The organism is Priestia megaterium NBRC 15308 = ATCC 14581, from assembly GCF_000832985.1.
Classification (GTDB): domain Bacteria; phylum Bacillota; class Bacilli; order Bacillales; family Bacillaceae_H; genus Priestia; species Priestia megaterium.
Genome location: NZ_CP009920.1, coordinates 4,398,744 through 4,416,230, shown reverse-complemented (window position 1 = coordinate 4,416,230; position 17,487 = coordinate 4,398,744). Strand labels below are relative to the sequence as shown.

Below are 17,487 nucleotides of genomic sequence, written 5' to 3'. Positions count from 1 at the left end.
GTTTGATATTACGCAGCTTCTTTAGATGACTTTGACTTTTTATTTAAACGAGGAAATCCAATTACAATTGCAATGATTCCGCAAACCGCTGTTAACATTGGGTAGAATGTAAATGGAATAATCTCAATCGGTGAAACTTTAGCAAATCCTGCTGCGAGAAGCATTTGTGCGCCGTAAGGGATAAGCCCTTGAACGCTGCATGAAAACAAGTCAAGCAGACTGGCTGATTTACGATTATCAATTGAATACTTATCAGAGATTTCTTTTGCTAACGGACCTGCCGTAATAATTGAAATCGTGTTATTAGCCGTTGCTAAATTTGTTAAACTTACCAGTCCAGCGATGCTGAATTCTCCGCCTTTTTTCGTTTGGATACGTCGTGTTAATAAGTTCAATAAGAACTGAATACCGCCATTATAGCGAATAAGCTCAACCATTCCGCCGATTAGCAGAGATAAAATAATTAACTCTGACATTCCGCCAATACCTTCTGTCACAGTTTTAGCAAGAGAAGAAAGCGTGTAGCTTCCGTCAGCTAATCCGATCACGCCGGCCAATACAATTCCTCCGGTTAAAATACTTAATACGTTTGCACCAAATATCGCAGCGACTAAGACGCCCACATAAGGTAAGATTTTAAACCAGCTGAAGTCTTTAATTTCTACTGATGACGTGTTGCCTAGCGTCATTACAAGCAATAAAATTACCGTAACAATCGCTGCAGGAAGTACAATAAAAAAGTTCACTTTTAATTTATCTGACATATTTGTTTTTTGCGTACGAACTGCTGCAATAGTCGTATCAGAGATTACGGATAAATTATCTCCAAACATTGCACCACCAACAACGGCAGCAATTGCCAATGTAATGGATACATGTGCTTGCTCACTGATCCCTACAGCGATAGGCCCTAGCGCTGCGATTGTTCCCATTGACGTTCCCATCGAAATTGAAATGAATGCGCCAATAATAAAGATTCCGACTACCACTAAGCTTTGCGGAAGCACAGACAGAGCTAAGTTTACCGTTGAATCAACAGCTCCCATGCCTTTAGCCACTTGAGAAAAAGCACCTGCTAAAATAAAAATAAGCACCATAATAATGATATCAGGATGTCCTGCTCCTTTAGCAAAACGTTCCACTTTTAGATTAAGTGAATCTTTGCGGTTCATAGCCAGCGCCACAATGGCTGCAATGATAATGGCTACTAATACAGGCAGCTTATAAAAATCTCCCGTTATAATTCCTGATCCGACAAACAGGACTAAAAAGACGCCCAGCGGTAACAGCGCCCAGCCGTTTCCTTTTTGTTGTTCCATTCTTAACACCTCTTGTTTACGTAATAAAAAAAGACCTCTTCTTATTGATAAGAAGAGGTCTCTTATTTGTATCATAAGATTACCCTTCTCATCTTCCAAACGAAACATCGTCTGCTGGATTTGGCACCGCACTGCGTACAGCCAGTTGCCGAGACATCATAGGGCCAGTCCCTCCGTCTCTCTTGATAAGAAGTTTATAGTTGTTTTAAAAATAGTCTTTCACTACTGTAAGCTCTTTTTATTTAATTGTCAAATGCTATTTTAGAAAAATATATAGTGCGAAAATTCTCACATCAATTAGCTACGTCTCGTTTCAAAAACGCTGCCCATGCCACGCCCATAAAGAAGACAAAATGCGCCACCAAGATGAAAATGGAAAATGGAATTGTCATGCCGTCAAACATCGTCTTCATTCCGTCCATATACTGCACAAAGTTCGTGTTGGCGAACAGTAAAAATTTCCCCCACCATAAACCAAACTGTGATACTAGTCCTGTTACAGCTTTCGCCCCGATACTTACGACAATAGCCAGACTGGAAGCAAGCGCGCTGTTTCTAAATAAAGACGACAGCATGAATGCGAACGTCATCATCATAAACGTTTCCATATACGCACTGTCATACGTAAGCGTAATATTTTTAAGCAGCTGCGCATCTCCTTCTAGACTGGTAAATCCAAAGAACAAGGCTCCCCATACAAACGAAAAAAGCAAATAGCTCAGTAAATAATACAAGCTAATTAAAATGAGGGTTAGGTACTTGGATGCTAAAATCGTTGAACGTCTAGCAGGGCGAATTAAAAGAAGCTTAATAGTGCCTGCTTCAAACTCTTTTGCAACCATTGACCCTCCAACAGCAAGAGCGAAAAATTGAATGAGAATCAGCATACCTGAACTAAATGACAGGAAGTTCAAAATGTTGTCTTCTGTTCCTGCACTGTTTGCTACTTTTTTCATTAATAGAGCCATACAAAGAGTTAAAATACCGATGGTAATAAACGTGACTTTTGTGCTTCTTTTGTGAAACCATTTCATATGTTCATTTTGAATTAGCTTAAGCATGGTGCTCTCCTTCCGTAACGGACATAAACGAATCTTCAAGCGTCTCATACACAGGAGTGATTCGGTAGACTAAAATATCGCTGTCCACTAATTTTCTATTTACAGCTGGAATTTGTTCTTTTACAATCGCCACGTCGATAATATGTGATCTCATCGTTACTTCAAATTCTTGTGATAAAAGATCCGCTGCTTTTTGCGCGTCAGACAACTCAAATTCTACGTACATTCCTTGGTCTTGACGATTTGGAGATAGATCTTGAATGGCTTTTAACTCACCGTCTTGAATAATGCCAACGCGGTCACATAATGCTTCTACCTCTTTTAATAAGTGGCTCGCGATTAAGATTGAAATTCCTTCTTCCCTGCAAAGCGTTTGTAAATATGTACGAAATTCTCTCATTCCCGCTGGGTCTAGACCATTTGTTGGTTCGTCTAGTAAAAGCAATGCAGGCTTATGTAAAATGGCTTGAGCTACTCCTAAACGCTGTCTCATCCCAAGAGAATACGTCTTCACTTTTGCATGAATGCTGTTTTCAAGCTTTACTAAAGCAATCACTTCATCCAAGCGTTCTGATGTGATCCCTTCATGCATATTCGCAAAGTGTTTTAAATTTTGATAGCCCGTCAGATAATCATAAAACTCAGGGTTTTCAATAATCGCTCCAATTGATTTCATAGCTGATGTAAACTGTTCTTTTAAAGGAAATCCATTGACGATAATTGTTCCCTCTGTTTCTTTGATGAGTCCTACGACGGTACGAATTAACGTTGTTTTTCCAGAGCCGTTTGGACCAAGCAATCCGAAAATCTCACCGCGCTCAACCGATAAGGATACATCATGCAAAATGGTTTTCTTCCCAATTACTTTACTGACATGATCTACTTGTAGCACTGTTTCTGTCATCATGTACATCCTTTCTTTAATTAGCAATACGCCTTCTATTGTTTCTCTTTTTTAACTATTTGTCTACTATAACCTTATTTTTGGAAAAGTAGCCCATTCAAATCATTCGTATTATCCGCTTACATTTGATAAAATAAAACAAACTTTAGTTAGAGGAGGACTTCTACATAATGAACTTAACCGTATACCTTGCTGGGCAAATTCACGATAACTGGCGAGACGAAATTAAAAACCAAGCAGAACAATTAAACCTTCCCCTTACCTTTGTCGGTCCCATGACAGACCATGACCGCTCCGACAACATTGGAGAAGAAATTTTAGGAAAACAGCCTAACGCTGTCTTAAAAGATGAAGCTGCTTCTCAAATTAATAATTTACGTACGCAGGTGCTCCTTAAAAAATCTGATGTGGTTATTGCTTTATTTGGCGAAAAATACAAGCAGTGGAACAGCGCAATGGATGCGGCGACAGCCATTGCATTAGATAAACCGCTAATTTTGGTTCGCCCTGAAAAACTGCATCACCCGCTTAAAGAACTGGCAAACAAAGCCCAAGTTGTAGTCGAAACGCCAGAACAGGCTCTTCAAGCATTAGCTTATATTTTTGAATAACAACGAATAAGAGCTGTCGAAAATCGGCAGCTCTTATTTGTTGTTTATTGAAGGCTCCGTACGAAGCATGCGATGAGTATTTCGTGGGAAGTCTGAGATTATTATTTTTTTGGGTTTTTTTCATTTTTGACATAACGATAAGCAAAGTTACAGTCGGGTGCTTACTTTTTTGACCCGGATGCTCCATAATCTTTAATCGTTAACTTCACATCATAGTTAATTGGCACTTCACTAAATGTTTGATCCCAATTTTCTTTGACCCTCATCCATGTTCTAGGCTGCTTAATTCTCAATTGATTTCCGAAACCTGCAACATCAACTTTATATTTTGTTTGCATTTTTTCTAGTACGTTTGTTACCAGGTACTTTACTTTTTTTTCTGAAGTTTTTTGCGCATTCTGTAAAAATTGATTATTAAAAGCGCTCCCTGAGGTCATCCAACTTTCAGATAGCCTTCCCACTGATTCAATGTGTACATCAAAAGAGATATTATCTCCTTTAACATGGGGTTGAATGTGACTTTTCATAGACTCTATTTCATATACAATCAGCTGACCGGTCTTTTTATCAAAGCTTTTCACTAGGCCACCTTTTCCTTTTCCTGTGATCCAAGCCAAACCATCTAGTTCTTCTTCATTCAAAAACCCAATCATTTTGCTTGTTTTCCCTTTAATTATACCAGCACCCGCAAATTTGATTTCTCCATTTGCTGATAATACATTTTGCATCAGAAAACTAGACCCAGTTTGAATCTTGCTTGCTAATTTAATAAGCGGCATGGGCGGTAAAATTCGCGTTGTTCGATACGTATTGTCTATCATTCCATACAGGTGAAAAGCCGGGATCTCTCCTGCTGTTTTTGATTCTAACGTGTCGCTAGCCCTTCCTTTACTAATAAACACAAGGCAACTAGGTCTAAAATCATTGTCCCGAAGAGTTTGGTCCACTAATTGCTCTAAACTATACGCTCGTGCAAGAGCCTCACTGATAACCATTACTTTCATATGGGGACTAGTTAAAGGAGTATCACTTCTTAAAGATAATTCACGAAGCATTTGAAAAGGAGAATCTCCTGTTTCCGAGATATTTACGTATGATTTTTGCTGCGATCCTCCTTGTTTAGTCGTTGAACTTGCGACTTGAGGAGTGATAAGTTGATACGTTGACGTAATCAGGTTCTTTTTAGTATACCCTCCTCCTTGTTCATCAAATTCTTTTTCAGCTATGGACTCCTTACCTTTATCATAAGCCACACCCACTCCAAAACTTTGCTCTTCAATTTCATGACTGCTCCAGCAGCCTGCCAGAGGTAAGAGCAAAAAAACAGAAAACAAAACCAATAGGAACTGGAAATGGTTAAAGGTTTGTTTCATACTTTACTCCCTTTACTTTTGAAATAATGAGAAGAAGCAGCGGCAAAAAGCCAAATAAAACTAAGGCGATATTGCCAATCACATCTCCCAATTTAAATACATCATTAATATTTTTAGGAATCATGGAAATAAGATATATAACCGGAAGCAAACCATACATAAATGGATGAATGTTTTTTTGGAAAAGCTGAGACAGTCCTAATGAAGCGGCGTAATGGTTAATAGTAAAAGAAGCAAACATCTGCATGATCCATACAACTAGCAGCAAGGAATCAAATCGTTCAAAAATCAAGCCTGTCAGCTCAAAACTCCTTATTAAATCAAGCGTTGGCCATGTTCTTATTACTACTCCATCAATCGATAACGCTCCAATAACCATTACAACAGTAATCACATAAATAAATATAGGAATAGTAATTCCAACTAGCACAGCTTTTCCTGCTTTGTGTGGTTCTTTCATAAAAGCTAAAATGATTAACATAATTTCAGGACCCGTAAATGCAAGAGCAGTTGTTTTTACCCCTTTTAGTACAGGAAGGACCCCTGATCCAAGTACTGGGCGCAGATTATCTATTTCAAATATTTTCATACTCATAAAAGCTACCAGTAAAAAAAGAATAACGGTAATAGGGAATATAATTTCAAACAGTCGAGCGATCGAATTAATGCCTCCTCTAATTAAATAGAGGCTTATCCACATAAATGGCATAATAATAGCCCACGTCGGCGTTCCTTCCAGCAAGAGATATCCGGTTACTTCTGCCAATGAACGGGCGTGAAAACCACCAAGCAGTAAAAAATAACCTATCATAAGTAAGCTAATTAACTTACTCAACCATTTCCCTGTAATTTCTTTACTGTATTGATAAAACGTCTTTCCAGGGAATTTCCGGCTTAACTTCACCATGATTATCCCTGCTATCATAGTGACTATTCCTCCTAGAATAACAGTTAACCACACATCTGGTGTTTTCACTTGTTCCGCAGCTGTTCGCGGCAACGTCAGAATACCAGTTCCAAGTATAAAATTGATGACAATAATAGCTGTTTGTGGCGTCGTAATACGATCGTTTGAATTTATCATTACCACTGATTCACTTCCTTTTATCATAAGCTGCTATCCTTTTCGTAGAGAATCTTTGGTGTGCATCATCTTTGGACGTCTTTTCATCATCATAAGAGGCATACGGACCATCAAGTCTTTCCATTCACTTAAACGATAGGGTACCGCTGGACTCATGTAAGATACGCCAAAACTTTTTAGTTTCACTAAATGACTGGTCATAAAAAGGAAAAATAAAACAACGCCGTATAATCCAAGTATGGCAGCACATAGCATAGCTATGAAGCGAAGAATACGCAATGAAATCCCGACGCTATATTGCGGAATAGCAAACGATGAAATGGCAGTTAACGCTACAATAATCACTAAAATAGGGCTAACAATCCCTGCCTGCACAGCAGCTTCTCCAATAATTAATCCACCGACAATTCCCATTGCTGGACCAATTGGTTTTGGTAACCTGAGTCCAGCTTCTCTCAAGATTTCGATAGCTATTTCCATGAATAAGGCTTCTATAAGGGCTGGAAATGGCACTCCAGACTTTGTTCCTATAATGGAAATAGCCAATTTAGTCGGAATCATCCCTGGATGAAATGAAATAAACGCAATATACAAAGCCGGGGTAAAAAGGGAAAGAACCACTGCAATATAACGAAGAAAACGAATGAATGTACCGGGAATCCACCTTTCATAATAATCTTCCGGCGACTGTAACATCATGCTAAACGTAACGGGAGCAATCAAAGCAAAAGGCGTCCCGTCTAATAAAATGGCTACTCTCCCTTCCATCAAAGCAGCAATTACACGATCGGGACGCTCCGTATTCTGTACTTGAGGAAAGGGACTAAGGTAATTATCTTCAATGAGTTGTTCAACATATCCAGACTCCGGTACATTATCAAGATCAATTTTTTTAATTCGTTTTTCTACTTCTTCAACTAGTTCTGGATCAACAATCTCCTTTATGTAAGCAACAACTAAGTCTTTTTTGGAACGCTTTCCTACTTGAAATTTCACCAGCGACAAATTTTCAATATCTCCGCTTCCTCTTAATAAAGAAGTATTATCACTTAACGATTCAGTGAAGCCTACTCTTGGCCCTCTCACTAATGCTTCTGATACGGGCTCTTCAATCGTCCTTGTTTTTACTTTGCTTGTACCAAGAATTAAGGCAAGTGATAACCCGTCAATTAAAAGAGCCGTAGATCCTGTTAAGACTTTTGATATTACGTCTTTAATAGAATGGACCTCTTCTACATCACTAATTGATAATACTTGGCTTTTAATACACTTTTTTGAAAGGCTTCCCTTTACGTAAAGCTGATCCTGTTGATATTCTTTTGAAAAATCAGCCATCAATGATGACAAAATATGTTTTTCAATAAGATCTTTATCTGAGAGCCCCTCTACAAAAATAATAGCTGCCTGAATGCCGGTGCGTCCTATAATAAACTCACGAAAATGAACATCGGAATTATGACCAATTTCATTTTTAATTACTTCTAGAGTTAAAGCTAAATGATCCGTAACATGATTAGATGAATCTTGGTGTATAGATTCCTGTTTGTTTTCCTTCTCGTTCGCATGGTTGCCTATTTTTTTCACTGCCGATTTCCATTTTTTCACTTCCATCACTCTTCCTCTGAATTACGAATCCCGCTTAATAATTTGTAGATTATATATGGGATGAAAAAAACCAGAACTGCTTGTATAAAAACTGGCCCTTCTGGAAGATAGGAAACAACTAATTTCCACATGATAATCACCCTATTTATGTCTATGTCAAACCAATTTTAGAAATAAGCACCCGTAAAATATCAGTGTTTACTTCATAAAAATTCTTTTATTTACCAGGTAGTATTATTCTTCTTTTTGTTTCTTATACAAAGGAATACAACATCCATCTTAAAAATGAAAAAGAGCTGATTACTGAAGGATTATACATGCTGGTTTGCCGCTCAATGTTTTGGTGAATGCTAGAATAATTAAAGTTTCACCGCTCAAAAATTCCCTTAAATGGTTGACGAGTGCTTAAAGTGTCGGTTACACTTTATGTTTGAAATATTGTATTCATATCGCTCTTATCTCAAAAGAATGGTATAATTTTATAGATATTGAATTTGGAGGACTGCTCATACATGATTACAGTTAGTAATGTAAGTTTACGATTTGGCGACCGAAAGTTATTTGAAGATGTGAATATTAAATTCACGCCTGGTAACTGTTATGGATTAATCGGCGCAAACGGTGCTGGAAAATCAACGTTTTTAAAAATTTTATCTGGTGAAATTGAATCTCAAACTGGTGATGTACATATGGGCCCTGGCGAACGCCTTGCTGTCTTAAAACAGAACCACTTCGAATATGAAGATCAAGAAGTTATGAAAACCGTTATTATGGGGCACGCTCGCCTTTATGAAGTAATGCAAGAAAAAGATGCTATTTATATGAAAGCAGACTTCACAGATGAAGACGGAATGAAAGCAGCTGAGCTTGAAGGTGAATTTGCTGAATTAAACGGTTGGGAAGCAGAATCAGAAGCAGCTATTCTTTTAAAAGGATTAGGTATTTCTGAAGATCTTCACGCCAAAAAAATGGCTGAACTAACGGGTAGTGAAAAAGTAAAAGTGCTTCTTGCACAAGCTTTATTCGGAAAACCTGATGTATTACTTTTAGATGAGCCTACGAATAACTTGGATATTCAAGCAATTCAATGGTTAGAAGAGTTCTTAATTAACTTTGAAAACACAGTCATTGTTGTATCTCATGACCGTCACTTCTTAAACAAAGTATGTACGCACATTGCTGACCTTGACTTCAGTAAAATCCAAGTCTACGTTGGTAACTATGATTTCTGGTATGAATCAAGTCAATTAGCACAAAAAATGGCGTCAGATGCGAACAAGAAAAAAGAAGAAAAAATTAAAGAGCTTCAAGCCTTTATCGCTCGCTTTAGCGCAAATGCATCGAAATCAAAACAAGCAACGTCTCGTAAAAAATTGCTTGATAAAATTTCATTAGATGACATCCGCCCTTCTTCTCGTCGCTATCCGTACGTGAACTTCACTCCGGAACGTGAGATTGGAAATGACGTTCTTCGTGTTGAAGGTCTAACAAAAACAATTGACGGCGTAAAAGTGCTTGATAACGTAAGCTTTATTATGAATAAAGATGACAAAATCGCTCTTGTAGGCCGCAACGAACTTGCAAATTCCACATTAATGAAGATTTTAATGGGTGAAATGGAAGCGGACAGCGGTACGTACAAATGGGGTGTGACAACGTCTCAAGCCTTTTTCCCAAAAGACAACTCCGAGTACTTTGAAAACGGAGATTTAAATTTAGTAGACTGGCTGCGTCAGTATTCACCTAATGACCAAAGCGAAAGCTTCTTACGCGGTTTCTTAGGCAGAATGCTATTCTCTGGTGAAGAAGTGTTGAAAAAAGCCAATGTTCTTTCCGGAGGAGAAAAAGTTCGCTGTATGCTTTCTAAAATGATGCTAAGCGGTTCAAACGTTCTTTTACTAGACGATCCTACGAATCACCTTGACTTAGAATCAATCACAGCACTAAACAATGGACTTATCAGCTACAAAGGTTCAATGATTTTCACATCTCATGACCATCAGTTCGTTGAAACGATTGCAAATCGTGTAATTGAAATTACGCCAAACGGAGTAATTGACAAGCAAATGACGTATGATGAGTATTTAGAAGACAGCAACCTGCAAAAACAAGTAGCTAGCATGTACGCTTAATAAGAAATCCCCTTTCTCTAGAGAAAGGGGATTTTTTTATATACGCACCTCTTGATTTAGCGATGATTTCGGAGAATACGTTAAAAACGCTAAGCTAGCAAATACTAGTGCTGCTCCACATATGTTCACCAAGGTTAGAGATTCTCCTAAGAAAAAGACGCCAAGTAAAAAAGCGGTAACGGGCTCTGCTAACGATAACGTCACGGCGGTAGACGCATGCACCGACTTAAGCGCTGTAGAAAATAATACATAAGCAAGAGCCGTCGTAAGTATTCCTAAGTGAAGAGCAATGCCCATTCCATTTAAAGAAATTAGCCAGCTCATATCATACATAAACCAGCATGGGATTAGTAGAACAGCAGCGGCTGTGAACACAAGAGAAGCGCCTACTTGCGGATCAACATGCTGAACAATTTTTTTATTAACAGTCGTATAGCAAGCAAAAGACGCCCCTGCTCCTATCGCCATACCTAAACCTATCACGTCGATTTGACTATCTTTTTTTAACAACAAGCTGCAGCACCCTATAATACCCGTAAATGTAGCAAGCAACCACTTTTTTGTAGGTTTCTTGCGGTACACTATGTAATCTAACACTCCTGACAAAAGCGGCGCACTCCCAATTGCCACCATTGTTCCTACTGCAACACCCGTTTTGATAACGGCTGAAAAAAACAGCGGCTGATAAGCGGCCATACTTGCTGCAGCAACCGTAAGGGGCAGAATAGGAAGGTTTCTTACGTCCACTTTCTTTTTTTGAATAAGACAAGCTGCAAGAAGCGATAGTCCCCCTACAGCTAAACGCACCGCTCCAATTGCCACGGAATGTGCTTCAGCAGATGCTAAAGCTTGGGCAGTCCCTGTTGTTCCCCATAGTACAGCTGCACATAAAATAAGTATTTTTGATAATGAAGTATTCATATTTCCATCTCCTTTCTTTTATCATAGCTAAAAGAAAGAAAAAAGTTTTTCCGCTTTTATGATATTATTTGTCTGTTTTTAAGATACTTCGATATTGCGTGGGTGAGACTCCTTCTTGTTTTGCAAACCATTTAGTGAATGAAGACAAGCTGTGATAGCCGACTTCGTGCGCAATATACGTTATCGAATAGCTGCTCTCTTTTAACAATTCTTTTGCTTTATTTAAACGTATACGCGCTACATAGCTTTGAGGCGAATAGCTCGTTTTTTGTTTAAACCAAGCAGAAAAATAGGCAGGATGGTAATTTTCCATCTTGGCAAGACTTTCTATGTTTAGCTCTTGATTAAAGTTAGCATGAAGATAATCAATGGATTTAAACGTTTGTTTCTTTGGCAAATAATGCTGAACGTAACGGACTAAATCTTCAAGCGCCCCTCTGTCAGTGCTTTTTTGAAGCCCATCAAGTAAAAGGTAGCGAATTGCTTTCCATGTTGAATCCCATTGAATAAAAGCGGCTTGTTGAGCAAGATGCGCACTTTCTGTAAATTTCAAGGGAATATCAACGACCAGACATTCATTTGTATTTTTAGCTTGATACGTATGAAGCTGACGAGGTGGAATGTAAAAGCATCCTTCTTGCAGCGTTAAGTGCTGCTCACTTGCTTGAATATCAAGAGCACCTGCTAGCGGAAACAAAAGCTGACTGTAGTTATGATCATGAGTATGAGGTGAATAGCTGTAGGCTCTTTTTTCGCAAATAATTTCACGTAGCGTATCCATTTTGTACTCCTTTCCTTATTTCCTATCTCACAGAAGCTGTTCTATGCCATTCAAAACGGTTTCCAGCGCCTTTAACGATTCCGTAGGATTATACAAAACGTCCAATGAATGATCGGCATTTTTAATCACTTGAACATTCATTGTGTTTGTTTTTAATTGATAAACTTCTTTAGTATAATAGTGATCGCGAGTTCCTATTACAAGAAGACCTTTATAAGTGCTTTCTAGTAAACTTTTAAACAGTTCCGATCTGGTTAAAAGCGGCGTCAGTAAAAGCATCACTGCATCTTTGTAGACTTCACCTTTCATAACCCGCTGAATCAGCGGAATGGTGCCCAGCGATTTTCCTGCAAATATGATATTTTTATAGTCATTATGAGATAAAGCGTCTTGCAGCACGAGATCAATGTCTTTCATCATAACATCTGCAATCTCATCTGTAGACTTTGTCATGAGCTCTTTTGGATATGTATAGTGAATATGAACAACGTCAATTCCGTGTTTTAGCATCAGCATCGTTACATAATACAATAGCGGCTTTTCGTACGTATAGCCTAGCCCTGAAAACATAAAGCAAATGCGAGGCCCTCCTGTTTTAATATGTGTATAGGTAATCTTATTAGTTTGGTTGCTTACACTTTTTTGATCTACGTGCATGTCACTCCTCCTTTTTAAATATTCTAACATTTAATTCCGTAAAAAAACCCCATCTTTTTCTTAAAAAAACAAGTGGGTTTTATAATGTGTCATTCAGCTATTGTAAAGTTATTTAATTAACTTTTATTAGATTCTAATTTTCAAAATATATCATTGTAAATTAAATTAAGTGGGGCAAAAATGGGGCAAAATATTTCTGCCCCATTCCCTATCATCATTAAGATAAAAGGTATATTTAGAATGGTATTTAATTTTTAATAAAGATAATTATTAACCTATGCTTGAGACATAATTGGGTGTCTAAAGTCTAATGGAAACTCATTGTCATCAGAAGATTTCACAAATAATATTTCACTTCCATGAAAAACCTTATTATGTAAGACGATTCCTTTATATTCTGGAGTATAATGGAATATTACCTTCTGAATAGAACTGTCTGCAATCTTGTGCAGGATGTTCTCAATCTCTACCTCTTTCTTACTAACAATATCAAAAATATGTAGCTGTTCTTGATTTTTTTTAAATACTATAATCACATCTTCTTTTTCAAGATAGTAAATACTATTTTGGAAAACATTCAAACAATAAAACATAAATATCCCTTCAGCATTTAGTGTGCTAAACGTTTTAGAATTAGGTAATCTCTTCAATACAAATTGGTATACAAAATTTCTGTGATTAATATTAGAAATGTCTAGTTTATGGATTACTTCATATATACTTTTCTTGAAGAAAAAGTCTATATAAAATTCGTTCTCCTCAACTACACTAAATCCAAATTTGGGATAAAAATCTAAAACGTTTTTGTTTGCGAATAAGTACATAAAGTCATAACTGTCCCTATAATCATCTAACACTTTGTTCATTAAATCCGTCGCGAGCCCTTGCTTTCTATAATTTAGGTCAGTCATAACTGTCCCTATTTGTAAAGCTTTCTTCTTTTCACCCCTTACAATTAGATCAAGAATATTAACTGATACATTGGCTATTACTTGATTTTCATAGACATAGGAAAAAGGAACATATTTATTGCTCCAGAAACCTTTCTCGTAATATTCATTAAAGTCTATACCAAATATATTATTTGCAAGTTCACAGTAGCTTTTTCGAAGGATATGGTTGTCTTTATAATCCTTTATAAAGCTCATTTTCTTCACTTAATAAACCTCCTTCTTGTTTCTATTTAATCTGTAAGTTTTTCTGATATCGAAAACACTCATGAACTCTTTTGTAGTCTCGCTTTATTTGCTCTTTATTTGTTCCTGTATAATGAGCAAACAATTGAATAGGATATATATTTCCTGCAGAGCAATGAATTATTTCATTTAATTGTTTTTTTGTATCGATAAACACATGAAAATAAGATTCACAAACCCGAAATTCATTTTGCCTATACCATTTATGGACCCACTCATCATCCCTAGTCCATGCTTCAAGATAGTTAATACCTAGTATAATAAGCTTCTCTTGGGCTACATGGAGGAGCTTACTACCGATACCTAATCTACGAAAATCTGGATGCACAGCAATATGCCATATCATCCCCCCCAACCCCTGTTCGTTATTAGAGAAAATAGTTCCTTCCTTATTTTCATATTCAATGTCAATAAGACCAATAATTTGTTCGTTTTCTACTGCCACTAATTCAATTGAAGAGCCTCTATATTTGTTTTTCTCTTTAAGAACATCATCAAAATAGGCTGTATCTAAAAAAGATAACACCCTACAACGAACCCAGCTACTCTCATCTTTATGTTGATATTCCCTAATATACAAAGAAGTTCCCCCTAACTTTATAATCTCAAAAAAATATTACTTTCTCTAATTAATAATAAATACTGTAAAGACTTTGCTCGAGATTACTGAAATCTATCTCTAGATGGGAGCTTTTGAGATTAATTAAAATTGAATACTAAACCCTTTAAATTTATGAATTCCTGTCCCAAACCTAGTAAGTTTTTGTTCTTTTAAGTACTTAACTGCAAATTTCACTTCTTCTAAGATTTTAGGGTGCAATCCTAAAGTATTATGAGAGCCAGAAATAACATTAATATTTTCTATATTTGATATTTTTTCTAATGAGTTTACTAGATCCACAGGGTTAGTAGAAGGATAAAAAGCATAGATAGGTGTTTGAGCATAAAGCAAATCGCCTGTGAATAAATAACCATTGGTAGCATCATAAATACATATATGTCCTGGAGAGTGGCCGGGAGTATGGTAAATAATCAATTCCCGATTCCCTAAATGTATAATTATCCTCGTCTTCTAACAAACCTGTTGGTTCTCCTTGGAAAGGATGGTATGTATCGGGGTTAAATGTTGCAGGCTTAGGTAGTGTAATTTCCCTATTTATATCTTTTCTTATTTGTTCAATAGATAATCCTTCAATTCTATTAACTAGCCATTCTTTATCTCCTTCATGAACAAAGATTTTTTCGAATTCTCCATGACTTCCAATGTGATCAACATGAACGTGAGTAGTAATAACTTCAACAGGTAAGTGAGTTAGTTGATCTGTGATTCTTTTAATATTGTCTATCCCAAGACCAGTATCAACAAGAACCGCTTTTTTCTCTCCTACTAACAAGAATGAATGCACTTTTTCCCAATGTCCGTATTCACTAATTGCATATGTCGTTTCATCAATTCTTTGAACGGTAAACCAAGTGGCTGTATTCATAAAGTACCTCCATCCAATGTAGTGGGTCATTATATCACTTCTTCAGAGTAACTTACATATCCTTTCTAAATACGCACCTTCAAAATTTATATATTTATAAAAAAGAAAATACATAAAATAAACATTTTTATTTTGTTATATGAGCATATACATCTACAAATTTATATTCTTATTAAGTCTGATACCTCATATTCCAGTTAATAACACATTTGCCCACATATAAAAAAGCCCGCTAACTTTAATAAGTAGCGAACACTTTTCTTCTACATGGACCCAATGAATGTAGACCATTGATTATATGCTTCAATTAATGCTGTTGAAGTTGTTGCGGCAGCAATTAGCCCCTTGCCACTTTGCACAAGACTTTTTAAAATAGTTTTGTTCGGTTCCTCTGCATTTGCGACCTCTGTTGCAGCATTAACGACCTCTATAATTTCTGTCCTTTGTTGGGTTGGAAGATTTGCATTCTGTAATTGACTAAGTAATTCTCTAGTCAAATTAGCAATCTCAGTATTTTCATTGAGTATTTGAGTAATTGTAACATTCTCACCAAGTCCTATATTTCCTTTATTCCCTCTTGCATCAATTGCGCCATATTGGTGAGTATTACCGTAATTATGGTTAACTGTCACTAAAAATCCTCCTTTAAAATCTGGTTCTATAGCTAGAGTTCCTTTGCGAATTAGGTCTGGAATGTACATAAATTCCCGCATTTCAGGTAACTCTAACCCTACACCTTTATCATCATCTTGACTACCCGGCCCTTTTTTTTTTACCTCCTGTATATAACTATCCTTAAAGTAAAAAACCAAGTGAGACCTTTCTATAGTAGGAACATATTCATCCCCGCAAATGTAACAAATCTCATGTGAAGGTAAAGGCTCATTAAGGTTATATTTGGCATCAGGGTGATCATTTTCTTCACAAAGTACCTCTATTTTAGCTATTAGACTTGCGAATTTCCCTTGTGATAGATGTAGAAGGTATTCGTTCACTTCTTCTATATCTCTTTGTCCAGATAAGAAGGCAATTTGATGAGCATTAAAACGTTGCTCTTCTTTATAAGCTAGTTCTTCTAACACCATATTCACTGCGGTAGTCTTAATACCCATTCAAATCCCTCCTCTTGAAATTCACTCTCCACTAGCTTGTTGTTTGTATCTTACTTCGGTAAACACATCAAAAATCCTTTTAATAATTTTTTCACTAACTTTGGTTTTAAACTGAAAACCACCGTTCATACTTAGCCTAAACTTAACATATGTTTTGTAACCAGAATCCATGTCTTCATAATAAACATTTAAGGTCTGAGCCAAATATTTTTTCCCACTGTAATTTTGTGTGTATTCGTCTACCTGTCTCAAATCCTTTGTGTCTCTATCTGCAGAAATAGAATATTTACCTATCCCATTACTACCTAAATGTTCACCTTCTAGTAGACCTGCTTTTAATTTTTCAGCAATCTCTTCTGCTTCTTTTTCCGTAACCTTCGTTAAAGGTAAATGATTGATATCTAAAGGTCTATTATCGGAAGATAGGAGTATCTTAAATAAATTAAAGTAAGCAAGTGAATCAGTATAACCCGCTCTTACCTCGATGAATACCGGTGATCCCAAACGGATAATGGAGACTACATACTTCGGCCTAACTATAGTGGTATACTCATAGTAATTCTCATATGTTTTTTCCTCACCGGATACCCAAATTATACGAAGCCCTTCTTCTATTTCCTCAACATGATATATCTGAGGTTCTGGAGTCAGCTGAGGATTTAATTTTACATCTAACACTTTTGTTTGAATGCCCAACTTTTTTTGTATATGTGCTGTCAGGCTTTTCTTACTGTTTAAATGTTGTGGATAATCAGTGACTTCAAACACATTTAGAGATGTTTTACCTGCAAGCTTATACTCTTCAAAAATCTCTTCTGCTACTTTCGAATTTTCTTCCATTAGAATCTTGAAAATTGTATCCATGCTATCGTTCTTCTTGCATTCAACATCTAACTTCTCAACTTCATGTATCACTCTATCTCTAGCAACAACTTTTTGAAATTGCAAGCTATTCATAAACGCCCCCCTTTTTTCTAGAGGCTCATCCTTCAAAAACCAAAAACTACCTGTCTATTATACATAGGATAGAGATTCATATAGATAGACACAATAGGACTTTTATTATATATTTATTATAGTCAATTATAAATAAAACTTGATTAGAGATGGGACCAGCTTCCTATCTTTTTTTATTCTACAAAAAAAGACAGGAAATTACTAGCATTTACTCCTTTTTGTCTTCTTATAAATGTAAAAAAAATGAACTAAAGACCTACTTACTCATAGGTCTTTAGTTCATTTTT

General features: G+C 36.5%; 15 protein-coding genes, 1 pseudogene and 1 riboswitch. Of the genes and pseudogenes, 2 read left to right on the top strand and 14 right to left on the bottom strand.

Translation table 11 applies throughout. The features are described 5' to 3' along the window. Positions 1-8 precede the first annotated feature (8 nt). The 3 genes from BG04_RS22665 to BG04_RS22655 all read right to left on the bottom strand — a co-directional run bounded on the left by BG04_RS22665 (position 9) and on the right by BG04_RS22655 (position 3,284). Positions 9-1,319 carry a Na+/H+ antiporter NhaC family protein gene (locus BG04_RS22665; protein ID WP_034652302.1) on the bottom strand — a complete coding sequence of 437 codons (1,311 nt, stop codon included), beginning with the start codon at positions 1,317-1,319 and terminating at the stop codon, positions 9-11. An 85-nt stretch (positions 1,320-1,404) separates the two neighbouring features. Beyond that, positions 1,405-1,511, bottom strand: a riboswitch (SAM riboswitch). Between the two features lie 101 nt (positions 1,512-1,612). Further along, on the bottom strand, positions 1,613-2,380 hold the full coding sequence (locus BG04_RS22660) for an ABC transporter permease (RefSeq protein WP_034652304.1): 768 nt from the start codon (positions 2,378-2,380) through the stop codon (positions 1,613-1,615). Continuing rightward, the gene (locus tag BG04_RS22655; RefSeq protein WP_034652306.1) at positions 2,373-3,284 is read right to left on the bottom strand and encodes an ABC transporter ATP-binding protein; all 912 of its coding nucleotides are present in this window, start codon (positions 3,282-3,284) and stop codon (positions 2,373-2,375) included. Before BG04_RS22655 ends, BG04_RS22660 begins: the two co-directional genes overlap by 8 nt. 170 nt (positions 3,285-3,454) lie before the next feature. Here BG04_RS22655 and BG04_RS22650 point away from each other — a divergent pair, with 170 nt between their 5' ends. Continuing rightward, entirely contained in the window at positions 3,455-3,895 is a 441-nt protein-coding gene (locus BG04_RS22650; protein WP_034652309.1) for a YtoQ family protein, read from the top strand. Positions 3,896-4,056: 161 nt separating this feature from the next. On the opposite strand, the gene BG04_RS22645 is transcribed toward BG04_RS22650, so the two are convergent. Genes BG04_RS22645 through BG04_RS22635 form a run of 3 tightly spaced genes read right to left on the bottom strand, consistent with a single transcriptional unit; the run spans position 4,057 to position 7,963 of the window. Continuing rightward, the gene (locus tag BG04_RS22645) at positions 4,057-5,268 is read right to left on the bottom strand and encodes a Ger(x)C family spore germination protein (protein WP_034652312.1); all 1,212 of its coding nucleotides are present in this window, start codon (positions 5,266-5,268) and stop codon (positions 4,057-4,059) included. Next, positions 5,252-6,379, bottom strand: coding sequence for a spore germination protein (locus tag BG04_RS22640; RefSeq protein WP_051975603.1), 1,128 nt, complete (start codon positions 6,377-6,379; stop codon positions 5,252-5,254). Before BG04_RS22640 ends, BG04_RS22645 begins: the two co-directional genes overlap by 17 nt. Before the next feature lie 6 nt (positions 6,380-6,385). Then, entirely contained in the window at positions 6,386-7,963 is a 1,578-nt protein-coding gene (locus BG04_RS22635) for a spore germination protein (RefSeq protein ID WP_034652315.1), read from the bottom strand. A gap of 506 nt (positions 7,964-8,469) precedes the next feature. Here BG04_RS22635 and BG04_RS22630 point away from each other — a divergent pair. Continuing rightward, a complete protein-coding gene (locus BG04_RS22630; RefSeq protein WP_013083037.1) occupies positions 8,470-10,089 on the top strand; it encodes an ABC-F family ATP-binding cassette domain-containing protein in 1,620 nt (539 codons plus the stop codon). A 36-nt stretch (positions 10,090-10,125) separates the two neighbouring features. Here BG04_RS22630 and BG04_RS22625 read toward each other — a convergent pair whose 3' ends face one another. The 8 genes and pseudogenes from BG04_RS22625 to BG04_RS22590 form a co-directional block, all read right to left on the bottom strand. Next, on the bottom strand, positions 10,126-11,010 hold the full coding sequence (locus BG04_RS22625; RefSeq protein ID WP_016763998.1) for a DMT family transporter: 885 nt from the start codon (positions 11,008-11,010) through the stop codon (positions 10,126-10,128). A gap of 64 nt (positions 11,011-11,074) precedes the next feature. Continuing rightward, on the bottom strand, positions 11,075-11,791 hold the full coding sequence (locus tag BG04_RS22620) for a helix-turn-helix transcriptional regulator (RefSeq protein ID WP_013083035.1): 717 nt from the start codon (positions 11,789-11,791) through the stop codon (positions 11,075-11,077). A gap of 27 nt (positions 11,792-11,818) precedes the next feature. Then, positions 11,819-12,448 carry an alpha/beta family hydrolase gene (locus BG04_RS22615; RefSeq protein WP_034652320.1) on the bottom strand — a complete coding sequence of 210 codons (630 nt, stop codon included), beginning with the start codon at positions 12,446-12,448 and terminating at the stop codon, positions 11,819-11,821. A gap of 275 nt (positions 12,449-12,723) precedes the next feature. Beyond that, the gene (locus tag BG04_RS22610; RefSeq protein WP_211186242.1) at positions 12,724-13,596 is read right to left on the bottom strand and encodes a GNAT family N-acetyltransferase; all 873 of its coding nucleotides are present in this window, start codon (positions 13,594-13,596) and stop codon (positions 12,724-12,726) included. 31 nt (positions 13,597-13,627) lie between these two features. Beyond that, on the bottom strand, positions 13,628-14,224 hold the full coding sequence (locus tag BG04_RS22605; protein ID WP_034652323.1) for a GNAT family N-acetyltransferase: 597 nt from the start codon (positions 14,222-14,224) through the stop codon (positions 13,628-13,630). Positions 14,225-14,347: 123 nt separating this feature from the next. Beyond that, a pseudogene (locus BG04_RS22600) lies at positions 14,348-15,131 on the bottom strand (MBL fold metallo-hydrolase). Between the two features lie 263 nt (positions 15,132-15,394). After that, a complete protein-coding gene (locus tag BG04_RS31200) occupies positions 15,395-16,243 on the bottom strand; it encodes a hypothetical protein (protein WP_174522639.1) in 849 nt (282 codons plus the stop codon). 21 nt (positions 16,244-16,264) lie between these two features. Next, positions 16,265-17,200, bottom strand: coding sequence for a hypothetical protein (locus BG04_RS22590; RefSeq protein WP_034652326.1), 936 nt, complete (start codon positions 17,198-17,200; stop codon positions 16,265-16,267). Between the last annotated feature and the right edge of the window lie 287 nt (positions 17,201-17,487).